Here is a 23,040-nt window from a genome sequence, read left to right as displayed (position 1 = left end):
GATAGTCCGCTGACTTTCCGGCCCGCAAGCAGTGGCTGAGGTGAAAACACCTTCTCGGAAACGCCCTTCATTTACATGTGGAAACATCCGACTTTTTGCCGGGTCCGCATCCCTTGACCCGCATCATCTGGCCATCACGCCAACTGACCCATAGTGATCAAAAAACCATAACGTGATGGAGAACAACCGTGATTAAACCGTGGGTCGCACTCTGTAGTTTGATGCTGGGGGCGCAGGCGTGGGCCGCTGCGCCCATGAATGAACCGATACAGCCGATCCAACCGGCGAACATAACCGACCCGGCGAAGGTGGAGCTGGGTAAGCAGTTGTGGTTTGACCCGCGCTTGTCCAGGTCCGGGTTTATTTCCTGTAACTCGTGCCACAACCTGAGCATGGGCGGCAGCGATAACTTGCCCACCTCAATCGGGCACAACTGGCATCAAGGGCCGATCAACTCGCCGACCGTGCTCAATTCCAGCCTGAACGTGGTGCAGTTTTGGGACGGGCGCGCCAAGACGCTCAAGGAACAGGCCGGTGGGCCTATCGCCAACCCTGGTGAGATGGGTTTTACCCATAACCTGGCGTCCGATGTGGTGCGTTCGATCCCGCAATATCGCGACTCTTTCAAGGCGGTGTATGGCGACGACACGGTCAGCATCGACCACATCACCGATGCGCTGGCGGCGTTTGAAGAAACCCTGGTCACGCCCAATGCGCCGTTCGATCGCTGGTTGAAGGGTGAGAAAGACGCCATCAGCCCTACCGCACTCAAAGGTTATGAGCTGTTCAAAAGCACGGGCTGCATTGCGTGCCATAACGGCGAAGCGGTGGGCGGTGCGTCGATGCAGAAGATGGGCATGATCGAACCGTATGTCACCCAAAACCCCTCGCAGGGTGTGGCAGGTCTGACGGGTAAAGACACCGACCGCATGCTGTTCAAGGTCCCGACCTTGCGTAACGTGGAACTGACCTACCCCTACTTCCATGACGGCGCGTACTGGAATCTGGACGAGGCAGTGGATGTGATGGCCCGCCTGCAATTAGGTCGCAAGTTGAGCCAGGAAGAAGTCGGCCAGATCGTGGCCTTTCTTAAAACCCTGACCGGCGATCAGCCGGATTTCAAGTTGCCGCAGCTGCCACCTTCCTCCCCGCAAACCCCGCATCCCGTGCCATTCGGTCAGTGATGCGCTGATCGCAGAGCCGCCGGTGCGGCTCTGCGATTGACTCACGGCGCGTCGTGGTCGATGTCCAGCTTGCTGAACGTGACCTGAGCGCCTTCCTTGCTATTGCCGGTGTTGTCCTGCACGTAGGCGCCCGCCTTGAAATACAGCGGTTTGTCGCGCCAGGTGGCGCTGATGGGGCTGTGCCACTCCTTATTGGCGCCCTTGATGTTCAGCGTACCGTCGGGTGTCAGGTTGATCACATAGGTGAAGCTTTTTGCCAGCGGCACATTTTCGGCCACGATGACGGTTTTTATCGTGGTGTCATTGGGCCGTATGCGCACCTTGGCCACCAGGTTGCCACTGAGCTTGCTGGTTTTGTACTGGTACTCAAGCTTGAGCATGGGCTGTTGGCTTTGAAACGCATGGATCTGCCCGATCACGATCTTGCCCGATGACGGCACTTGATTGACCGCGAGGGTGGCATTCAAAAAATGGTTGGCGCTGGGGTATAGCCAGTTGCGCAGGGAGCCATCGGCACGGGTCTCGCGCAGTTCGCTGCGAGGGTAGATGGCGTTGACGGTGGTACTGCCGGTGACGGGTACCCAAAAAAACAGGGTGCCGGTGTCGGCGTGAAAATACACATTCTTGAAACCTTTAAGCAGGCGAGGGGTGTCGATGGTCGTCGGCGTAGTGCCGACAGGAACACTCAGGTTCCAAGTTGCCAGATCGATCATGTTTCAGGCCTTGGGCAGCGGCACTTACAGGCATCAAACGCGGTTGAGGCGATTGGTCCATGGCTTTGAAGGGCGGTCTTTATAGGACGAACGGTATGGCCAGTTAAAGTGATGGCACTTTTTTATTGGCGTCAACGAATGGTCACGCAAGCGTAAAGCCCGCATTACAAGAAGGGATAAACAGCGATACCGTTAGTCGGTTGGATCCATTTATGTCCACATGTGTAGCTGCGTGTCACTTCTGCTTTGTGAGGCTCGGGTTTAGAGTTAACCCTCAGTTTTGTCCGGTTTTCACCTGAGTTCAGGACAGTCAAATAGAGAAGCAGCATGGAATGCGTGCACATGAAGCCAGTCAACACCGGCTCAGTTCTTTTGGTAGTGGATGATTACCCCGAAAATCTGATCAGCATGCAGGCGTTGTTGCAGCGTGAAGATTGGCAAATTCTCACCGCTGCCTCCGGTGTGGCCGCGCTGGATATGTTGTTGCGCAATGAGGTCGACCTGGTGCTGCTGGACGTGCACATGCCAGGCATGGACGGGTTCGAAGTCGCCCGACTGATGCGTGGCAGCCAGCGCACTCGCTTTACCCCCATTATTTTTTTGACGGCCAATGCGCAATCGCGTGATGCCGTGCTGGAGGGCTACGCCTGTGGCGCGGTGGACTACCTGCTCAAGCCGTTTGACGAGCAGATCCTCAAACCCAAAGTGCAGGCACTGCTTGAGCAGCAGAGTAATACCCGCGCATTGCGTCGCTTGAGCCACGATCTGGAGATTGCCCAAGCGTTCAACGCCTCGGTTTTGGAGAACGCCGCAGAGGGGATTTTGGTGGTCAATGAAGACGGCCGTATCCGCTTTGCCAATCCTGCTATTTCGCGGTTGCTCAAAGTGCCGGTGGCAGCGCTGAAGGGGGTGCCGCTACTGGACTTTCTGCAAAAGCCCCATGTACCTGACTGGTTTGAGTCAGCCATTTATCACGGGTACCAAAGAGGGGAAACCTATCGCGTTCACGACGCCATTTTGCGCTGCGTTGACGCTCAATTGTTGCCTGTGACGCTATCCTGCGCGCCCTTGAGCGGCCAGCAACAGGCGATGGTCGTCACGGTGCTGGACATGTCTGAAGTCTGCCTGCTGCACCATCAGCTTGAGCTGCAAGCCGTGACTGACCCGTTGACGGGATTACTCAACCGCCGGGGCTTTCAGCGAGCCGTTGAACAGGTGCTGTCACGGGATGAGGCGAGTACCCAGTTGCGGGCGCTGTTGTACCTGGACCTGGATGGTTTCAAGCGTATTAATGATTCGCTGGGGCATGAAGTGGGAGACCGGGCGTTGAGTTGGGTCGCTGACCAATTGGCGCACTGCGCCCGGCCTGGCGATATTCTGGGGCGTATCGGCGGGGATGAATTCACCCTGCTTTTGAATGTGGATGATCCCCGTGAGGCCGCGCAGCTCGCGGAGCAACTGATCGACAAGATTGCGGTACGCCAGCACCTCCAGGGGCTGGACGTCAGCCTGGGTGTCAGCATCGGAATTGCGGTCTGCCTGGGCGGTGATGCCCATCTCGAAACGTTGCTGCGTTCAGCCGACGCGGCGATGTACGAGGCCAAGCGCGCCGGACGTCAACAGTACCGTTTTTATGAGGCGCAACTGAGTGCCGACACGCTCCAGAACCCCCTTCACTGGAAGTAATCGCCGTGGCGCCGCTACACTGGCGCACTTTTACGCTGTGCGTTGGCCCCTATGACCGTTCTCAAATACCTTCAGGCTTACCCCCAGACGTTGCAGGATCAAGTGCGCCACCTGATCGAGCGCGATCAACTGGGTGCTTACCTGAGTGATCGCTACCCCGCCAAACATGCGGTACAAAGCGACAAAGCGCTGTATGCCTATGCGCTGGAACTCAAACAGGAGTTCCTGCGCAACGCACCGTCTTTTGACAAAGTGCTGTTTGATAACCGACTGGATTTGACCCACCGCGCATTGGGTTTGCACACCACGATTTCACGGGTGCAGGGTGCCAAGCTCAAGTCCAAGAAAGAACTGCGTGTGGCTTCGCTGTTCAAGGATGCCGCCCCCGAGTTTCTGAACATGATCGTGGTGCATGAACTGGCGCACCTCAAAGAGTCCGATCACAACAAGGCGTTTTACAAGTTGTGCGAGTACATGCAGCCGGGTTACCACCAGTTGGAGTTCGACTTGCGGGTGTACCTGACGTGGCGCGATTTGCAGGGTAAAACCTGACGGGCCGTAGACGCTGCGAGCGTGCTCGCCAACGCGGCAATCTAACCTGTAGCAGGAGTGTTGAATGGAAGTCAGCAAAACCAAAAGCAGTTTTTATCGGCGTCTGTACGTGGCCTGGCTGATTGACAGCCAGCTGGCCAGTAGCGTCCCGGGCTTGACCGAAGTCACGGGCATGCCGCGCCGTACCGCGCAGGACACCATTGCCGCGCTGGCCGATCTGGACATCGTGTGTGAGTTCGAGCAACAGGACGGCGCCCGCAACCATGCGGGGCGTTATCAGATCCACAGCTGGGGCCCGATCGACAGTGCGTGGGTTGGCCAGCATGTGGAACAGATCAAGCGGGTGCTGGGTTATCCCTGATCGCCTGGGGTCAGGCGCATGCCGATATGGGGGATGTTGTCTTCCAGGTACTCCTGGCCCTCGGCGACAAAGCCGTGGTTGGCGTAAAGCGATTGGACTTCCGTTTGCGCCGACAAAAAAATGGGCTCATACGGCCAGTTCTCTTTAATGTTCTTCAGTACGTAATCCATCAAATCGTGGCCCAGGCTTTTTCCTCGGGCCTGTTGGGCAACGATTACGCGGCCGATGATCACATCCCCCGCGTGTGAAGCCGGATCCAGTAATCGCGCATAGGCCACCAGTTCATCGTTTTGCCAACCCATTACATGCAGGGTATCGCCCTCCAGGTCCTGACCGTCGATGTCGGGGTAGGCGCATTTCTGCTCAACAATGAAGACGTCGCAACGCAGTTTCAACAGGGCGTACAGCTGTTCTTTGCCCAAGTCGCTGTGGTGTTTACAGATCCAGTCGGTGGTCACGGTGTTGTCCTGAGAGAGAGACGATGGCCAGATACTAGGCGTGATACCGATGGGCGCCAAGCGTAAAAGTGTCAACGGATGCGGCTTTTTGATATCAACTTCAGGCCGTTGCCGGTTATCTTTGATCAGGCCGCGAATGCGTGCCTTGACCGCGATCAGGATGCCCCAGGCTAAATGCTAGCTAAATAACAATAAGCAGCTACCCATTAAGGATCTTGCATGTCTCGCTTGCGTCGGGCTTTGATTGTGTCGGGATTGACCTTATTGGCACAGCACGCGCGTGCTGAACCGCTGCGTCTGGTGGGGGACCTGTGGCCTCCCTTTACGGATGGCACGCTGGTCAATGGCGGGCTGGCCACCGATCTGGTCAGTACGGCCCTGGCTCGCGCGGGTTATAGCAGCGGTTTCGAGCAGGTGCCGTGGGCCAGGGCCATGATGGGCTTGCGCAACGGGCGCTACGACATTCTGGTCAATGCCTGGTACGACGAGGACCGCATGAAAATTGGCGAGTTTTCGGCCCCCTACCTGCAAAATCGTCTGCGTTTTATTCGGCGCAAAGACTCCCCGGTGGACTTCACCACGCTCGCGCAGTTATCCGGCTATGGCATTGCCTATGTGCCGGGTTACGCCTACACGGCAGAATTTGACACCCACACCCAGCTCAAAAAAATACCTGTGCATAACTTTGCGATGGCCGTGCGCATGCTGGTGGCCGGACGTGTCAGCCTGACCCTGGAAGACGAGTACGTGGCGCGGTATCGGCTGGCGCGTGAGTCGGCGCGGGTGCGCAATGCGGTGGAGTTTATGCCCAAGGTGTTGAGCGAAAACCAGCTGCATATTCTGGTCAGCCTACAGAACCCGGACCACGCCAAAATCGTCTCGGACTTTGACCGCGAAATCATCGCCATGAAAGCCGACGGCAGCTTTGATCGGTTGCTCAAAGCGCATGGGATGTGATCCATCCTCACCGAGGTGCCTGGGTTCAGGCGTGCGTTGCGCTCGATCGCAGCCTCGTGCCTGATCAGCGACTACCGTGCATGAATATACGCAGCGGTCGCTGACGAGCAGCGCTACGCAGTCTTGATCAAATGCGCCGCCAGCGTGCGCAACGGCCCAAGCTGGCGGCAAATCAGTGCCAGCTGGGTTTGCACCAGTCGCTGGCTTTCGTCCAGTTCGTCCGGCATCTGCTCCAGTTCATTGGCCAGCGCTTCTTCTTCATCACTTTGCACCGCCACCGGCTGTTTGGCGGCCAACCCTTGGGCGATCAGGTCGATGCTGTCGGCAATCCGCCGCCCCGCGCCCTCAATCAACTGCTCACGTACGTCCCCCGGCAGGGGGGTGTCGCGGTGCGCGCCCAAGCCTGACAAGTAGCTGAGCAGGGTGTGCGACAGCACCAAAAAGCGGAAACCCATGTCGGCATCCTTACGGAAATGCCCCGGTTCCATCAGCATGTTGGCCAGTGTGGTCGACAGCGCCGCATCCGCGTTGTGCGCATTGCGTCGCGCCAGCCGGTACGCCAGATCATCCGTTTTACCCTGCGCGTACTGCTGCAAAATCTGCCGCAAGTATTGGCTGTTACAGCTCAAGGTATTGGCCAGCACCTTGTTCAAACGGCGGCCTTGCCAGTCGGGCAAGAACAGGAACACCGCCGCCGCTGCAATCACACTGCCCACCAGTGTGTCGAACAGGCGCGGCAGGAACAGCCCGTAGCCATCGCCCACTTGATTGAAGCAGAACAGCACCATCAGGGTGATCGCGGCGGTGCTCAAGGTGTAGCGCGTGGTGCGGTTGATAAAGAACACCACGCCTGCGGCCACCGCGAACATGGATTGAATCAGCGGGTTGGGGAACAGGTCGAACAGCGCCCAACCCACGGCCAGACCAATCGCCGTGCCGATAATGCGCTGACTGAACTTGCGCCGTGTGGCGCCATAGCTGGGCGAACAGACAAACAGCGTGGTGAGGATGATCCAGTAACCTTGCGTCGGGTGAATCCAGTGCACCATCGCAAAACCGATACACAAGGCCAAAGGCAAGCGCAGGGCGTGGCGGAAGATCAGCGAGGTCGGCGTCAGGTGCTGGCGCAGCCGCGACCAGACGTCTTTGAGGTTGCGCGGCGAGCGATCCAGCAAGCTGCTGTCGGTGGCGTCTGCCAGGGTGTCGGGGTTGCTGGCGTCACTCAACAACCGGTCGAGCGTACCGAGGTTGGCAGCCAGCGCGCGCAGCGAGCGCAGCAAGCCGCGCCAGGCCGGGTTGCTCTGAATGCGCAGATGTTCGAGAGAGGCGTGCAAGTCGCTCAGGGCTTCGGCAAAGCTGTCGTCGTAGACAAACGGTTGGCGCAGTTTGATCGAGTCCGACAGGCGCTGACAGGCCACGCCTTGTTGGCGCAGCAGGCGCTGGCAGCGGAACATCACATCGCTGTGAAAGAAGGCGTCGGCCAAAGCGTTGTACGGGTAGTGCGAAGAACTGGCGCGCTCGTGGATATCTTGGGCGAGGAAATACAGCTTCAGGTATCGGCTGAGTTTGGACCCGGGCCGCGAGTTGCCGACGCGGTGCAGGATGATTTCTTTGGCCGTGTTCAGTGCGGCGACCACCTTGCCATTTTGCCGCGCAAGGTCCAGACGCCCGGCTTCTACATCCAGCGTGCGGATCGGTTCGAACAATGAGGACTTGAGCTTGAGGTACAGCCCCAACTCCCAGAACAGCCGGGCCAGGCTTTGCTGCACCGGCTGATGGGAAAACAGCGCTTGCCACAGCACCGACAGCAACCCGTACCAGGCCGCGCCGGCCACCAGTAGCAGAGGCTCGTGCCAGAAATCGGTGACTTCGCCGCCGCGCTGATCGACGCCGATCATGGTGTACACCGCCAGGATCAGCGTGGCAGAGGCAATGGCGCCATAGCGTTCGCCCAACGCACCGAGCATGGTCAGGCCAAACGCGGCCAGCGCCAGTGCGCAGACCATGAGCAACGGATAGGGGAACAACAGCTCGACGGTAGTCGCGGCGGCGGTGAAGCACACCAATGTCACCAGCAAGGCGTTGAGACGGCCTTGCCAGCTGTCATCGGTTTCGGAAAGGGCGCTGGCGATGATCCCCAGAAACAGCGGGATCAGCAGCTTCATCTCATCTTGATACCAGCAAAAAGCCATGCTGCCAGTCAGGGCGATAAACACCCGAACGCTGTAACTGAACTTGTCCCGCGCCCACAGGCGGCGCAAAGACTGCTGAAAAGTTTTCGATGACATGAAGTGGCGTGGCCTTGCGAGTCGTTTCGCTAAATTGAGCCAGTTAAGACGACAGTGCAATGACACTGTTCACATCGCGCTCAAATTATTTTTGCGCCCATGAACGCGAAGGCGGCGAGCGTTGATGATTAAACGCTCGCCGCTTCAGGCGAGGGTTAGACGTACTGCGCGGCCGCGTAACCCGATGCCCACGCCCACTGGAAGTTGAACCCACCCAGATGGCCGCTCACATCCAGCACTTCGCCGACAAAGTACAGGCCGGGGCTTTTCAGCGACTCCATGGTTTTGGACGACACCTCGCGGGTATCCACCCCGCCCAGTGTCACTTCCGCCGTGCGATAACCTTCGGTGCCTGCCGGTACAACCTTCCAGCACGCCAGTTTGTCGGCCACCTCTGCCAGTTCATTCGGGGTGTACTGCTTCATCGGCTTGGACACAAACCAGTGCTCGGCCAACAGATTGGCCATCTTCTTGGTGAAGATTTCGCCAAGCAGGGTTTTCAGCTCACTGTTGGGGCGTTCGGCTTGTTGGGTGTGCAGCCAGTCCAGCGCGTCGACGTCGGGCAGCAGGTTGATCTCAACCGTGTCACCAGGGAGCCAGAACGATGAAATCTGCAAGATCGCCGGCCCGCTCAGCCCCCGGTGAGTGAACAGGATGTTTTCGCGAAAGCTTTGATCATTGCAGCTCACCAGGCAGTCCACCGAAGTCCCCGACAGCTCCGTGCACAGCTCTTTGAGCTGGTCGGTGATGGTAAACGGCACCAGACCGGCGCGGGTTGGCAGCAGCGTATGGCCCAATTGCTTGGCCACTTGATAACCGAAACCGGTCGCGCCGAGGGTCGGAATCGACAGCCCGCCGGTGGCAATCACCAACGACGGGCAGTTGATCGGGCCCAGCGTGGTGTTGAGGCTGTAACCGGTGTCGGTTTTTTCGATCTGCTCCACCGAGGTGTCCAGGTGCAGGCTCACGCCCGCCTGTTTGCACTCGTCGAGGAGCATGTCGAGGATGTCGCTGGATTTGTTATCGCAGAACAGCTGGCCGAGTTTTTTCTCGTGATACGGCACGCCATGTTTGGCCACCATCGCGATGAAATCCCATTGGGTGTAACGGGCCAGTGCCGACTTGCAGAAGTGCGGGTTCTGCGACAGGAAGTTGTTGGGTTCGGCGTACATATTGGTGAAGTTGCAGCGGCCACCGCCGGACATGAGGATTTTTTTGCCCGCCTTGTTGGCGTGGTCAATCAGCATCACCTTGCGCCCACGTCCGGCAGCGGTCAGCGCGCACATCAAACCTGCGGCGCCAGCGCCAATAATTACAACGTCGGTAGAGCGCAAAACTGAATCCTCATTAAAAGCGGCCCTCACCCCAACCCTCGCCCGAAGGCAGAGGGCGCTTGATTGAGGTGATCTTGAATGCTGTACAGATCAGCCCCCTCTCCCTCAGGCAGAGGGTTGGGGTGAGGGAGCCGTTACAGCGGTGTTACAACACGCGCACGCGCAACACGCGGCCTTTGATTTTACCTTCGCTCAAACGCTGTGCCGCTTGCTTGGCGATGGTGCGGTCGACGGCGACATAGGCCTGGAAGTCGAAGATGGCAATCTTGCCCACCTGAGCGCCCGGAATACCGGCATCGCCAGTCAGTGCGCCCAAAATGTCACCCGGACGCACTTTGTCTTTACGACCGGCACCGATCACCAGCGTGCTCATGGAGGGCAGCAACGGAGCGCCACCCTGCGAGGTCAGGCTGTCCAGGTTTTCCCAGTTCAGCGGGGCTTTTTGCAGTTGCTCGATGGCTTGGGCGCGGTGCGCTTCAGACGGGGCAACCAGGCTGATGGCGATACCTTTCTCACCCGCACGACCGGTACGGCCTACACGGTGAATGTGGATCTCGCTGTCGCGGGCCAACTCAACGTTGAGCACCATGTCCAGTGCGTCGATGTCCAGGCCACGGGCTGCCACGTCAGTGGCCACCAGTACCGAGGTAGAGCGGTTGGCAAACATCGCCAGGACTTGATCACGGTCGCGCTGTTCCAGATCGCCGTGCAGGCCAACGGCCGAAATACCTTTGGAGGTCAGGTGATCTACGGTTTCCTGAACCTGCTGCTTGGTGAAGCAGAACGCCACGCAGGATTGTGGACGGAAATGGCCCAGCACCTTGGTCACGGCGCTCATGCGCTCTTCAGGGGAGATCTCGTAGAAACGCTGCTCGATCTGGCTGTCGGTGTGCAGGGCTTCGGCCTTGACCTGCTGCGGGTTACGCATGAACTTGGACGACAACTGCTTGATGCCCGCCGGGTAGGTGGCCGAGAACAGCAGGGTCTGGCGACGTTCCGGGGTTTTGACAATGATGTCTTCGATGGCGTCGTAAAAGCCCATGTCCAGCATGCGGTCAGCTTCGTCGAGCACCAGCGTGTTCAAACCGTCGAGTACCAGCGAGCCTTTGCGCAAGTGCTGCTGAATGCGGCCTGGCGTGCCAACGATGATGTGCGCGCCGTGCTCCAGCGAGCCGATCTGCGGGCCGAACGACACGCCGCCACACAGGGTCAGCACTTTGATGTTGTCTTCGGCGCGGGCCAGACGGCGGATTTCTTTAGCCACCTGGTCAGCCAGTTCGCGGGTTGGGCAAATCACCAGCGCCTGGCAGCCGAAGAAGCGCGGATTGATCGGGTTCAACAGGCCGATACCGAAGGCGGCGGTCTTGCCGCTGCCGGTCTTGGCCTGAGCGATCAGGTCCATACCCTTGAGGATCACCGGCAAGCTCTGCGCCTGAATCGGCGTCATCTGGGCATAACCGAGTGAGTCGAGGTTAGCCAACATGGCGGCGGACAGAGGCAGAGTGTTAAAAGCGGTGGCAATGGTGGTCACGGGACTGGCCTGCAAAACAAAATGTCGCGCAGTGTAACAGCCCAGCGCCCTTTGCCTGAAGATTCTGGACGAGTTGCGGTGCAGAACCTGTAGGCGCCAGCACGCTGGCGCCTACAGCCGGGATCAATGCTCCAGCTCATGCTCCGAGTTGGCTTTGGGTTTGCGCCCGTCCTGAGGCGACAGTTGCAGGAAGATCGCCGCTGCCAACATGGCCATGATGCCCACTGTGAGGAAGGTCAGCTGGAACGCGCCGAGCACGGTGTCGACCCCGTCGCTGCCGCCATCCCCGGTGAACCCACCAAGCAAGGCGCCCGCACAGGCCACGCCCAGGCTCAGCGACAGTTGCGCCACCACCGACAGCAAACTGTTGCCGCTGCTGGCGCTGGCGTCATCGAGGTCGATCAGGGTGACGGTGTTCATCGCCGTGAATTGCAGCGAGTTGATCGCACCGAGCACGGCCAGCATTGCGAGCAGCAGCGGGTACGGCGTGTGCGCCGTCACCAGCCCCATGCTGGCCAGCATGATGCCCAGCGCAAAGGTGTTGATCGTCAGCACTTTGCGGTAGCCCAGACGCTCGATCAGCGGCCGTGCAATCCACTTGGCCAACATGGCCGCGGCGGCCAGCGGCAGCATGCTCATCCCGGCCTGGGACGGTGAGTAGCCCAGCGCCACTTGCAGCAGCAGCGGTACCAAAAAAGGCAGTGCGCCGCTGCCCAGGCGGGCGAACAGATTACCCAGGATGCCCACGGCAAACGTTTTGGTCTTGAACAGCTTGGGCGAAAACAGCGGGTTGGCGATGTTACCGGCGCGCAGCCAGTACGCCGCCAGGCACGCCATGCCCGCAAACAGCAGCAACATGACCCGCAGGTGCGGCATGTGCAACTCGCCCAAGCCTTCCATCGCAATGGTGATAAACACCATCGCTGCGCCAAACAGCACAAAGCCCAGGCCGTCGAATCGTGTGCGCTCATCGCCGCGCAGGTCCGGGATGAAGTGCCACACCGCCCAGCAGCCAAATGCGCCCACGGGCAAGTTGATCAAAAAGATCCAGTGCCAGCTCAGGTACTGCACCATCCAGCCGCCCATAGTGGGACCGATCAACGGCCCGAGCAGGCCGGGGATGGTGATAAACCCCATGATGCGTACCAGCTCCGAGCGCGGGTAGGCCTTGAGCACCACCAGCCGCCCGATGGGCAGCATCAGCGCACCGCCAAGGCCCTGAATGATACGGGCGCCGATCAACTGGTTGAGGGTGCCTGACAGCGCGCACAGCAACGATCCGAAGCTGAACAACAGAATGGCGGTAAAGAAGATTTTTTTAGTGCCGAAGCGGTCAGCGATCCAGCCCGAAGCCGGTATCAGCAGCGCGACCGTGAGCATGTAGGCGACGATCACGCCTTGCATGCGCAGCGGGTTTTCTTTCAGGTCGCTGGCCATGTCGGGCAGCGCGGTGTTGAGGATGGTGCCGTCGAGCGACTGCATGAAAAACGCGATGGCCACCACCCACGGCAACCAGCGCAGCGTTTCAGGACTCAGAACCGGGCGTGCGGGCATAGGACCTCTTTTTCTGATCAAAACTCTGTGTAGTCGCTGCCGCAGGGTGCGATGAGATCCTTAGCGAGCAACCTTCGCAGCCTTCGGCAGCGACTACAGGTCGGTTACAACGTCAGCGTAAGTTTTTTGACCAGTGCCCCCGGCAATAAATTCGACGCCGTTTGCCGTTGGTCATAGGTGCTGGCCGACAGCAGCAGCTCGCGCTCTACGGTCAGTGCTTCTAGCTGTGAACCCAGCAAACTGTAGACGCTGTCATCAAAGCGCATAGTATTGACCGGCGCCTTGATCTCGCCGTTTTCCACCCAGAACGTCGCAAAACGCGTCATGCCGGTCAGGCGGGCTGCCGGTTGGTCAGAGTAGTTCAAATACCACAGGTTGCTGATGTACAGCCCGGTGCCCAGTTGCTTGAGAATGTCGGCCTGCGCCAGCGTACCGGGCGCCATCGCCAGTGCGCTCGGGGACTCGCCCCACGGCGCGCCGTTGACTTCAAGGCCGTATTCGGCGGCACTGCGTGAACCCACCAGTTGCTGATTGGCCTTGCCGTGTTTGACCAGCGACAAGTCCTGACGCGGGTAGCCTTCACCCGAAAACGCAGGGCTTAACGATTGGCTGACGTGTTCATCCAGCGACACCAGCGGGCTTAAGTGGGCGTCGCCTGCGTAGAGCTTTTGCAGCGGGCTGGATTTGCTGGCCAGCGCCTGCGCCGAGAACCCGCCCCAGGTCAGCATGCTCATGACTTCTTCCAGGGCCGCCGGGGCCAGATAGGCGCGGTATTCACCGGGTGCCAGCACCTGCACCGGGTGCCCCAGAAACGCAAGCTGCTCGCGGGCCTGCCGCATACGGTGGGCAAAGCGCTGGCTGTTCCAGTCGGCGCCCGCGTAGCTGGCTTTTACCGCTTGGCCGTTGCTGTGGAACAGGCTCCAGTCGAAGTTGAAACTGTTGGCCTGATGCCAGCCAAACGCACCTTCAGAACTGGCGTAGCCCACACTGATCGGCCCACAGGCATAAAAGCCCACCAAGTCGACGCCCTCGCTGGCACGGCGAATGTCTGCCAGCACCTGCGCCGTGTCGGGCAGCGGCGGGTCTTGCACATTATGGCTGTGCCACGGCTGCGGATTGAGCAGCAAATAGGGGTCTGGCGCCAGCAAGGGCAGGGTGTCGCGCAGTTGCTGCAAGGCGCTGGCCAACCGGCGTTGATCCTCTTCGGTGGCCCCGGCAAGCGTCATGCTGACATCGGCGTGACGCCCTTCGTGGATCAGTTTCAGGCTCAGACTCGCCTGCTGTACCTGCCCGGCCTGACGTACCCGGCCCTTGTTGAAACGAATGAACTGCGAGGCTTCAGCGTCATAGCTCACGGTGAATTGCTCAGGGCTGTTGATCGCTGTGCGCAGCCACGCAACCAGCGCTTGGAACTGCTCGGCCTGACTCAGTCGGGTGCTCATCAGGCGTCACCTCCAAACACATCAATGTCACGGAACACACACGCGGGCGAGGCATGCCCCACGCGAATCACTTGGTTGGGCTCGCCCTTGCCGCAGTTCGGCGTGCCCAGCACTTTAAAGGTGCTGGCGTCGCCCACGGCGCTCAGGCTGCGCCAAAACTGTTCGGAAATGCCCCGGTAGTTGGGGTTTTTCACCACGCCCTTGAGTTCGCCATTCTCGATCAATTGACCCCATTCGCAGCCGAACTGGAATTTATTGCGCGCATCATCAATCGACCACGAACGGTTGGTCGCCATCAGGATGCCGCTTTCGATACCGCCAATCAGTTGTTGCATCGATTGCTCGCCTGGCTCGACGTTGAGGTTAGCCATGCGATCAATCGGCGGACGATTCCAGCCACAGGCCCGGCTGTTGGCCACGCCTTCGAGGCCGGAGCGAAATTGCGACAAGGCACCGCCCAATGGACGCAACAGCAAGCCTTCGCGGATCAGGTATTCCTTACGCGCGGGCGTGCCGTCATCGTCATGGCTGTAGCTGGCAAGCTCTTCAGGGAGGGTAGGGTCGAACGTCACATTGAGCAATTTCGAACCGTATTGCAGGTGCCCGAAGTCGCTGGTCTTAACGAAGCTGGTGCCCGCGTAATTACGCTCATCACCCAGAATGCGGTCCAGTTCCAGCGGGTGGCCGATGGACTCGTGGATTTGCAGAATCATCTGGTCCGGCATCAGCAACAGGTCGCATTTGCCTTGAGGTGCGTTGGCCGCCAGCAGTAATTGCAAGGCTTGGTCGGCGACTTGCGGGGCTGCGCCGATCAGCCCGCAGCGGCTGATGACATCGGCACCGCCTTGCTGGCCAAAATTGTCGCGGCCCAAACTACGGGTCTGGCTGTCGTGGCCGTCGTACGCGGTGACTGACATACCCGGATAAACAAAGCGCTGCGCCTGACGTAACTCGGCGCCTGCGCTGTTGAGGTAAATCTGTTCGACGAGATTCAGGCCCAGGCCCACATCCCAGCTCACCAGCCGCTCATCGTTGGGCACGGCGGCAGATTCGGCGCTCAGCAGCTCAAAGCACTCGCTGAGCGAGGGGAAAGGTTGGTCGAGGTTGGGCGAACAGTAATCGGCGCGTTCGCCCGACACCGGCTCTTGGCTCAGGTCGAGCAGCGTGTGGGGGGCGATCAGGCTGGCCTGCGCTTCGGCCCGTTCCAGCGCGGCTTGCAAACCGGCTTGCGACAGGTCATTGGTGGCGGCATAAGCCTCGACACCGTTGATGCGCACGGTCAGCATTGCGCCTTGGTCGTGATTGAAAGAAGGCGGTTCTGCGACATGCTTGCGTACCGACAGGTATTGCCCGGACTCGCGCACATAACGTAACGAAAAGAACTCGGCCCGGGTGCGCAGCGCGTCGAAGCGCTGCTTGAGCTGAGGGTAGAAATCAAACATGCACAGACCTCCTGGTTGAGAGCGAAAGCGCCCTCACCCGAACCTACTCCCGCAGGCGTGGGACAGGGTGAGGGGGACTCAGGGCAGCGATTTAAACCGGGCAACCCTTGGCGCGCAGGATGGCGTCAAAACGGTCCGGGTCCAGCGTGCCTTCTTCAATGGCCTTGAGGGTCGCTTGTTCACGCGCCAACAGATCGTGGCAGCGGATCAGCAACTCTGGCAGCTCAGTGCGTGATGCGGCAACCACGCCATCGCCATCGCCAATCATCAGGTCGCCAGGCATGACCAACATGCCCGCGCACGAGATCGGCACGTTGATTTCGCCGCCGCCGTCTGTGCTCGGGCCACGGTGTACGCCGCCGATGGCGTAAGCCGGCAGCTCGCCTGTTTGCCACTCGTCAAGGTCGCGCAGGGCACCGTTGATCACAACGCCGACGATGCCGGCTTTAAGGGCCATGGCGCGCATGATGCCGCCAAATACAGCGCGGGTCAGGTCGGCGCTGCCGTCGATCACCAGCACATCGCCGGGGCGGGCCATTTGCATGGCTTTGAGAATCATCAGGTTGTCGCCGGGACGCACGCGCACGGTCAGTGCGCTGCCGAGCATCGGGCGGTTGCCGTGGAACGACTTGAGACCCAGGCCGCCAACGTTGCGGCCCAGGCAGTCGCTGACAGCGGCGGCAGGGATCTTGCTGAACTCGGTCAGCCATTTTGGATCGAGAGGTTCTGCGTTTGGATTAATCAGGAAGCCGGTTGGCCATTTGCTCGAAGAGACAACATCAAACATAGAAAACCTCTTGGCCAGGCAGGTGCTGGCGTGTCGGGTGGGGCGGGGGGGTGAGGCGCGAAACGAGGCACTAGATTAGGCCTGCGTTGAGGCCGGGGCAAGCGGGGGGAAGATGAAACAATGAACGACACCCACCCCGTAGTCGCTGCCGAAGGCTGCGATGAGGGGTGTGGCGGGTTCAAGAATACGGGGGGACAACCCCCCCTTCGCAGCCTGCGGCAGCGACTGCCTATTGATCGCTGTTACTGCGCGGTACGGCTCACGTCACGCAGCGGCTTGCCGCGTACCGGTGCATCACCTGCCACATAGTAGTCAGCGGTGCTGCGCGGCAACGGCTGGCGACCACGGATCTTGTCGGCGATTTTCTCGGCGATCATGATCGTTGGGGCGTTCAGGTTACCGGTGGTGATCAGCGGCATGATCGAGGCATCGACCACACGCAGACCCTGCATGCCATGCACACGGCCTTCGCCGTCTACCACGGCCATCTCGTCGGTGCCCATTTTGCACGAGCAAGAGGGGTGGAACGCGGTCTCGGCATGTTCGCGGATAAACGTGTCCAGCTCTTCGTCCGTCTGCTTGTCGATACCGGGGCTGATTTCACGGCCACGGTAAGCGTCCAGCGCAGGCTGCTGCATGATTTCACGGGTCAGGCGGATGCCGTCACGGAACTCTTGCCAGTCTTGCTCGGCGGCCATGTAGTTAAACAAGATGCTTGGGTATTCACGCGGGTCTTTGGACTTCACGTTGATCCGGCCACGGCTCGGCGAACGCATGGAACCCATGTGTGCCTGGAAGCCGTGTTCTTTCACGCCGTTGCTGCCGTTGTAGTTAATCGCGACCGGCAGGAAGTGATACTGAATGTTTGGCCACTCGAACTCTTCGCGGGTGCGGATAAAACCACCGGCTTCGAACTGGTTGCTCGCGCCAATGCCTTTGCCCAGGAACATCCACTCAGCGCCAATTGCCGGCTGGTTCCACCACAACAGTGACGGGTACAGCGACACCGGCTGGGTGCAGGCGTATTGCAGGTACAGCTCAAGGTGGTCTTGCAGGTTCCGGCCCACGCCTGGCAGGTCATGAACCACCGGGATGTCGAGGCTGTTAAGCAACTCGGCCGGGCCGACGCCGGAGCGTTGCAGCACGGTCGGCGAACCGATGGCGCCGCTGCACAGCAGCACTTCTTTACGGGCCTTGGCCTGAATGCGGGTGTCGCTGTCGCCGACCATGTAGGACACGCCAACGGCACGCTTGCCTTCAAACAGGATTTTGTCGGTCAAGGCGTGGGTGACGATTTTCAACGTCGAACGCTGCTTGGCCGTGTCCAGGTAACCGCGGGCGGTGCTGGCGCGACGGCCGTTCGGCGTCACGGTACGGTCCATCGGGCCGAAACCTTCCTGTTGGTAGCCGTTCAAGTCTTCGGTGCGCGGGTAGCCCGCTTGTACACCGGCTTCAACCATGGCGTGGAACAGCACGTTGTTCCCGGCTTTAGGCGTGGTCACGCTGACCGGACCGTCGCCACCGTGGTAGTCGTTCGGGCCGATGTCACGGGTTTCAGCCTTGCGGAAGTACGGCAGGCAGTCCAGGTACGTCCAGTCTTCGAGGCCCGGGTTTTTCGCCCAGCCGTCGTAATCCATTGCGTTACCGCGGATGTAGCACATGCCGTTGATCAGGGACGAGCCGCCCAGACCTTTGCCACGGCCACATTCCATGCGGCGGTTATCCATGTGTGGCTCTGGATCGGTTTCGAAGGCCCAGTTGTAGCGGCGGCCTTGCAGCGGGAATGCCAGTGCCGCAGGCATTTGCGTGCGGAAGTCGAAACGGTAGTCCGGGCCGCCAGCTTCAAGCAGCAGCACGGTGACGCCTTGGTCTTCAGTCAGACGGGTCGCCAGGGTGTTACCGGCAGAACCGGCACCAATGATGATGTAGTCGAATTCTTGGGACATAAAATGCACCCTCGTATAAATAAAGAACGCTGTAGTCGCTGCCCAGGGCTGGTGCGAAGGCTTGCTGTGCAACCCTTCGCAGCCTGCGGCAGCGACGACAAGTAATCGGCTGTCAGGTAGGTTTAGAACACCGAGACGTAATCGCCCAGCTCTACCTGTACCGATTTGATCTGGGTGTACTGAGCCAGCGAGCTGATACCGTTTTCACGGCCAATGCCCGACTGCTTGTAGCCGCCCACCGGCATTTTTGCGTCGGACTCGCCCCAGGCGTTGATCCAGCAAATACCCGCTTCCAATTGATGAATCACGCGGTGAGCGCGGTTCAGGTCTTTGGTCACCAGGCCCGCAGCCAGACCGAACTCGGTGTCATTGGCGCGGCGGATCACTTCTTCTTCGGTGTCATAGGTGAGGATGCTCATCACCGGGCCGAAGATTTCTTCTTTAACAATGGTCATGTCGTCGGTGCAATCGGTGAACACGGTCGGTGCCACGAATGCGCCTTTGGCCAGGTCGCCTTCGGTCAGGCGTTCGCCGCCGCACAGTACGCGGGCGCCTTGCTCTTTACCCTTGGCAATGTAGCCAAGCACGCTTTCCATGTGGGCAAAGCTGACCAACGGGCCGAAGTTGGTATTTTCGTCTTCCGGGTTGCCGATGCGGATGCGCGCAACGCGCTCCAGAATCTTGGCTTCGAATGCGGCTTTGAGTGCAGTCGGCACGAACACGCGGGTGCCGTTGGTGCACACCTGGCCCGAGCTGTAGAAGTTGGCCATCATCGCGGTGTCAGCCGCGCGGTCCAGGTCGGCGTCGTCAAAAATGATCAGTGGCGATTTGCCGCCCAACTCCATCGTCACGTCCTTCAAGGAAGAACTGGTGGCGCTGGCGGTGACTTTTTTGCCGGTGTCGGTGCCGCCGGTGAACGAGATTTTTTCGATGCGCGGGTGTTCGGTCAGCCAGGTGCCGACTTCACGGCCGCTGCCGGTCAGTACGTTGAACACGCCGTCTGGCAGGCCCGCAGCCGTGAAGATTTCAGCCAGTTTCAAGGTGGTCAGCGAGGTGACTTCGCTTGGCTTGAAGATCATTGCGTTGCCCGCTGCCAGCGCCGGTGCGGATTTCCACAGGGCGATCTGGATCGGGTAGTTCCACGCGCCGATACCGGCCACAACGCCCAGCGGCTCGCGACGGGTGTAGACGAACGAGGTGTCGCGCAGCGGGATTTGCTCGCCTTCAATCGCAGGCGCCAGGCCAGCGTAGTACTCCAGCACGTCAGCACCGGTGACGATGTCAACGTAGCGGGTTTCGGAGTACGACTTGCCGGTGTCCAGGGTTTCCAGCGCGGCCAGTTCATCGTTGCGCTCGCGCAGGATGTCCACCGCGCGGCGCAGGATGCGCGAGCGCTCCATGGAGGTCATGGCAGCCCAGATTTTCTGGCCTTTTTCAGCGCTGACAACTGCGCGCTCAACGTCTTCCTTGGTCGCACGTTGCACTTGTGCGAGGACTTCGCCGTTAGCCGGGTTGATGGCATCGAAGGTTGCATCGCTGCTGGCGTCTGTGTAGCCGCCGTCGATGTAAAGTTTTTGCAGTTCGAAACGGGCCATAAAATCCTCGCAAGTGCATAAGTGGTTGGCGTTGATCGTGGAGCGGGATGCCATCTAACTGGGGCAACTCAGATTCACGACAGTTCAGGGGTTAAGCGTTAATTGAGGCTTAACTCACCTGTTTCGCCAGTTGTAGATCCATGTATTCGTAGCAGATGCGTTGCGCCTGTTCTGTGTCGAAAGCATCTCCCGACAGGGCGCCACGCAACCATAGTCCATCGATGAGGGCCGCCAGGCCGCGCGCTGCCGAGCGGGCTTCGGCCTGCGGCAACACACGACGAAACTGGCAGCACAGATTGGAATACAGGCGGTGATCGTTGATCCGCTGCAATCTGTGCAACGACGGTTGGTGCATGCTGGCAGCCCAGAAGGCGAGCCAGGTTTTCATTGCCGGGCCACTGACTTGGCTGGCGTCAAAGTTGCCTTCAACGATGACCTGCAAGTGCGCCCTCGGGCTGTCGTCGTCCAGCGCTTGGCGGCGCTCGGTGACGTTGTCGATCAAGACGTTCATCAAGTACCGCATGGTGGCGGCAATCAGACCGTTCTTGTCTCGAAAATAGTGGCTGATGATGCCGTTCGACACACCGGCCAAACGGGCAATCAGCGCAATGCTGGCATCCGCCATGCCAACCTGATCGACGGCCTGCAATGTGGCTTCGATCAACTGTTGACGGCGTATGGGTTGCATACCGACCTTGGGCATTTTTGCTCATCTCCTTGGGCCGGCGGACAGTGCAGGAAAGATCACTGAACGGCGGCCAGTCTATTTTGTTTTGATTGAACGTTCAATCAACAAAGAATACTATCTGCGACAATTCGTCGCGATTGATGCCGTTTCCCTACGCATGAATGGCGCCAAACGACACTGTAATTTCTTCTGAATCCCTTACGTCTGTAGGAGCGAACGGGGTCGCGAAGGTCTTTACCGATACGCGCGGTAGCCGAGCAGGCACGGTGCTGTTGAGACGATCGCGACCACGCTCACGCCTGCACACGGTGCGTTGGCTGAGCACATGAACGGGTCCAGTTTTTTTGCGGTGCCTTTATATCACTCGACCGTTGGTCGCTATCTAAGCGTTTGGTCGGGTGTTGCTTTGCATCAAGTTCTTCTCTCGCGCTGCCTGGAGCATCCGTGCAATGAGTTCTGCTTCTCTTATAAAGACCCCACCGCAAAAGGTGACGGTCAACGGTTGGGTGTTTTACACCTCCACTGCCTTGATCTTGTTGTTGACTGCCATTTTGATTGCCGCGCCAGAAGAAGCCGGCCGCCTGCTGGGCATTGCCCAAGAGTGGCTGTCGCGCTCCTTTGGCTGGTACTACATGGTGGTGATTGCCGCTTACCTGATCTTTGTGGTCGGTCTGGCGTTTTCTTCGTACGGCAAACTGAAACTGGGGACCAAGCAAGACACCCCGGACTTCAGCTATGGCGCGTGGGCCGGGATGCTGTTCTCGTCGGGTATCGGCATCTCGTTGCTGTACTTCGGCGCGTCCGAGCCGCTGGACCACTACTTCAACCCGCCAGAAGGCGTGTCGGGCAGCCATGAAGCCGCGCGTCAGGCGCTGCAACTGACGTTCCTGCATTGGGGCCTGCACGGCTGGGCGATTTACGCACTGGTCGGTTTGGCCGTGGCCTATTTTGCCTACCGTCATAACCAGCCGCTGGCGCTGCGTTCGGCGTTGTACCCCTTGATGGGCGAGCGTTGGGTGAAAGGCGCTGCGGGCCATGCGGTGGATGGTTTCGGCATGTTCGTGACCCTGCTCGGCCTGGTGACCAACCTGGGGATTGGCTCGATGCAAGTGTCGTCCGGGCTGGAAAACCTGTTCGGTATGGAACACAGCAATACCAATTTGCTGATCGTCATCATCGTGATGAGCACCGTGGCCACCATCGCTGCCGTTTCGGGCGTTGAAAACGGCATCCGTCGCCTGTCCAACTTGAACATCGTGCTGTTCAGTGGCTTGCTGATTTTCGTGTTGTTGTTTGGCCCCACCTTGCACCTGCTCAACGGCTTTGTGCAGAACACCGGCGATTACCTCAACGGTATCGTCATGAAAACCTTCGACCTGTACGTGTACGAAGGCGACACCAAAAAAACCGAAGGCTGGTTGGGCCTGTGGACCCTGTTCTACTGGGCGTGGTGGATTTCCTGGGCCCCATTCGTAGGCATGTTCATTGCGCGTATTTCCCGTGGCCGTACCGTGCGTGAGCTGGTGGCTGGGGTGTTGCTGATCCCGCTGGGCTTTACCTTGGCCTGGTTGTCGATCTTCGGTAACTCGGCACTGGATCTGGTGGTTAACCACGGTGCGGTAGAACTGGGCAAGACGGCGCTGGAACAGCCGTCGATGGCGATCTACCAACTGCTTGAGCATTACCCGGCGTCGAAAATCGTGATTGGCGTGTCGATCTTTGTCGGTTTTGTGTTGTTCCTGACCCCTGCGGATTCTGGCGCGGTGATGATGGCCAACCTGTCGTGCAAAGGCGGTGATGTGGACGAAGATGCCCCGCACTGGTTGCGTATCTTCTGGTCGGTCGTGATCACGCTGGTGACCATTGGTCTGCTGTTTGCCGGTAACTTTGCGGCGATGCAAACCATGGTGGTGTTGGCGGGGCTGCCGTTCTCGGTGGTGCTGGTTCTGTTTATGTTTGGCCTGCACAAAGCAATGCGTCAGGACACCCAAATGGAGCTGGAGCAAGCGGAGTTGGCGGCGCGTGGTCGTCGTGGTTTCTTCAGCGAGCGTTTGACCGCCCAGGAGTTGCAACCGACCCAGGCGGTGGTGCAGCGCTTCATGGACAAACACGTCACACCTGCACTGGAAGAAGCGGCCGTGCAACTGCGCAGCCAGGGCATGAGCGTGCAGACCCTGCTGGGCAAGGCCAAACGTTGCATGGGTGTGCGGGTGGAAATGGACGAGGGCAACCCGTTCGTTTACGAAGTCAGCCTGGACGGTTACCTGGCCGCGCCAAGCGAGTCGACGCAAGACGCCGCGACGGATGAAGAAGTGCGCAGTCGTTACTACCGTGCCGAAGTGTACTTGCACAACGGCAGCCAAGAGTACGACTTGATGGGCTTCACGGATGAGCAAATCACCCGTGACGTGCTCGATCAGTTTGAAAGCCATCGCCAACTCCTTGGCCGGGTTTATAGCTGAGGCACGCTCAGAGCAGGGTGATGCAAGCCCTGCTCATGTCGCTGACGAGGAGCGAGGACT

17 protein-coding genes and 1 pseudogene are annotated in these 23,040 nt (G+C 59.4%); 6 read left to right on the top strand and 12 right to left on the bottom strand.

Annotation, left to right across the window (positions count from 1 at the left end; all coding sequences use genetic code 11):
* The first annotated feature begins 188 nt into the window (after positions 1 to 188).
* Positions 189 to 1,184: a cytochrome-c peroxidase gene (locus tag AP059_RS11670; protein WP_305728845.1), complete on the top strand. Its 996-nt coding sequence runs from the start codon at positions 189 to 191 to the stop codon at positions 1,182 to 1,184.
* A gap of 41 nt (positions 1,185 to 1,225) precedes the next feature.
* On the opposite strand, the gene AP059_RS11665 is transcribed toward AP059_RS11670, so the two are convergent.
* Complete coding sequence (locus AP059_RS11665; RefSeq protein ID WP_059765404.1) at positions 1,226 to 1,897, bottom strand: polysaccharide lyase family 7 protein; 672 nt, start codon at positions 1,895 to 1,897, stop codon at positions 1,226 to 1,228.
* Between the two features lie 327 nt (positions 1,898 to 2,224).
* Here AP059_RS11665 and AP059_RS11660 point away from each other — a divergent pair.
* From AP059_RS11660 to AP059_RS11650, 3 genes and pseudogenes are all read left to right on the top strand, one after another.
* Positions 2,225 to 3,547 (top strand): annotated as a pseudogene (locus tag AP059_RS11660) (diguanylate cyclase domain-containing protein); the annotation flags it as partial.
* An 87-nt stretch (positions 3,548 to 3,634) separates the two neighbouring features.
* A complete protein-coding gene (locus AP059_RS11655) occupies positions 3,635 to 4,135 on the top strand; it encodes a YgjP-like metallopeptidase domain-containing protein (RefSeq protein WP_059765401.1) in 501 nt (166 codons plus the stop codon).
* 64 nt (positions 4,136 to 4,199) lie between these two features.
* Positions 4,200 to 4,496: a winged helix-turn-helix domain-containing protein gene (locus AP059_RS11650; protein WP_059765399.1), complete on the top strand. Its 297-nt coding sequence runs from the start codon at positions 4,200 to 4,202 to the stop codon at positions 4,494 to 4,496.
* Here AP059_RS11650 and AP059_RS11645 read toward each other — a convergent pair.
* Complete coding sequence (locus AP059_RS11645) at positions 4,487 to 4,954, bottom strand: GNAT family N-acetyltransferase (protein ID WP_059765397.1); 468 nt, start codon at positions 4,952 to 4,954, stop codon at positions 4,487 to 4,489. The two genes, AP059_RS11650 and AP059_RS11645, sit on opposite strands and share 10 nt — an antisense overlap.
* Positions 4,955 to 5,173: 219 nt before the next feature.
* On the opposite strand from AP059_RS11645, the gene AP059_RS11640 reads away from it, so the two are divergent.
* Positions 5,174 to 5,911 carry a substrate-binding periplasmic protein gene (locus AP059_RS11640; RefSeq protein WP_059765395.1) on the top strand — a complete coding sequence of 246 codons (738 nt, stop codon included), beginning with the start codon at positions 5,174 to 5,176 and terminating at the stop codon, positions 5,909 to 5,911.
* Between the two features lie 113 nt (positions 5,912 to 6,024).
* Here the strand turns inward: AP059_RS11640 and yccS are convergent, their stop codons facing one another.
* The 10 genes from yccS to betI form a co-directional block, all read right to left on the bottom strand.
* On the bottom strand, positions 6,025 to 8,199 hold the full coding sequence (yccS, locus tag AP059_RS11635; protein ID WP_059765393.1) for a YccS family putative transporter: 2,175 nt from the start codon (positions 8,197 to 8,199) through the stop codon (positions 6,025 to 6,027).
* Between the two features lie 155 nt (positions 8,200 to 8,354).
* Positions 8,355 to 9,533 carry an NAD(P)/FAD-dependent oxidoreductase gene (locus tag AP059_RS11630; protein ID WP_059765391.1) on the bottom strand — a complete coding sequence of 393 codons (1,179 nt, stop codon included), beginning with the start codon at positions 9,531 to 9,533 and terminating at the stop codon, positions 8,355 to 8,357.
* Positions 9,534 to 9,678: 145 nt separating this feature from the next.
* The gene (dbpA, locus tag AP059_RS11625; protein WP_256209832.1) at positions 9,679 to 11,016 is read right to left on the bottom strand and encodes an ATP-dependent RNA helicase DbpA; all 1,338 of its coding nucleotides are present in this window, start codon (positions 11,014 to 11,016) and stop codon (positions 9,679 to 9,681) included.
* Between the two features lie 171 nt (positions 11,017 to 11,187).
* A complete protein-coding gene (gene mdtD, locus AP059_RS11620; RefSeq protein ID WP_059765387.1) occupies positions 11,188 to 12,618 on the bottom strand; it encodes a multidrug transporter subunit MdtD in 1,431 nt (476 codons plus the stop codon).
* Between the two features lie 104 nt (positions 12,619 to 12,722).
* The gene (locus AP059_RS11615) at positions 12,723 to 14,060 is read right to left on the bottom strand and encodes a TldD/PmbA family protein (protein ID WP_059765385.1); all 1,338 of its coding nucleotides are present in this window, start codon (positions 14,058 to 14,060) and stop codon (positions 12,723 to 12,725) included.
* Positions 14,060 to 15,502, bottom strand: coding sequence for a TldD/PmbA family protein (locus tag AP059_RS11610; RefSeq protein ID WP_059765383.1), 1,443 nt, complete (start codon positions 15,500 to 15,502; stop codon positions 14,060 to 14,062). The genes AP059_RS11615 and AP059_RS11610 overlap by 1 nt, the downstream gene beginning before the upstream one ends.
* A 91-nt stretch (positions 15,503 to 15,593) precedes the next feature.
* Positions 15,594 to 16,289, bottom strand: a complete 696-nt coding sequence (locus AP059_RS11605) for an RraA family protein (RefSeq protein ID WP_048364151.1) — start codon at positions 16,287 to 16,289, stop codon at positions 15,594 to 15,596.
* 242 nt (positions 16,290 to 16,531) lie between these two features.
* Positions 16,532 to 18,235, bottom strand: coding sequence for a choline dehydrogenase (gene betA / locus AP059_RS11600; protein WP_048364152.1), 1,704 nt, complete (start codon positions 18,233 to 18,235; stop codon positions 16,532 to 16,534).
* A gap of 122 nt (positions 18,236 to 18,357) precedes the next feature.
* Positions 18,358 to 19,830, bottom strand: a complete 1,473-nt coding sequence (betB, locus tag AP059_RS11595; RefSeq protein ID WP_048402204.1) for a betaine-aldehyde dehydrogenase — start codon at positions 19,828 to 19,830, stop codon at positions 18,358 to 18,360.
* 109 nt (positions 19,831 to 19,939) lie between these two features.
* Complete coding sequence (betI, locus tag AP059_RS11590; RefSeq protein WP_048364154.1) at positions 19,940 to 20,533, bottom strand: transcriptional regulator BetI; 594 nt, start codon at positions 20,531 to 20,533, stop codon at positions 19,940 to 19,942.
* 491 nt (positions 20,534 to 21,024) lie between these two features.
* Here betI and AP059_RS11585 point away from each other — a divergent pair, with 491 nt between their 5' ends.
* Positions 21,025 to 22,980, top strand: coding sequence for a BCCT family transporter (locus AP059_RS11585; protein ID WP_256209831.1), 1,956 nt, complete (start codon positions 21,025 to 21,027; stop codon positions 22,978 to 22,980).
* Positions 22,981 to 23,040 lie beyond the last annotated feature (60 nt).

Origin of the sequence: Pseudomonas sp. TAA207, assembly GCF_001529285.1 — a bacterium.
GTDB classification, from domain to species: domain Bacteria; phylum Pseudomonadota; class Gammaproteobacteria; order Pseudomonadales; family Pseudomonadaceae; genus Aquipseudomonas; species Aquipseudomonas weihenstephanensis.
This window is presented reverse-complemented; position numbering and strand designations above follow the sequence as displayed.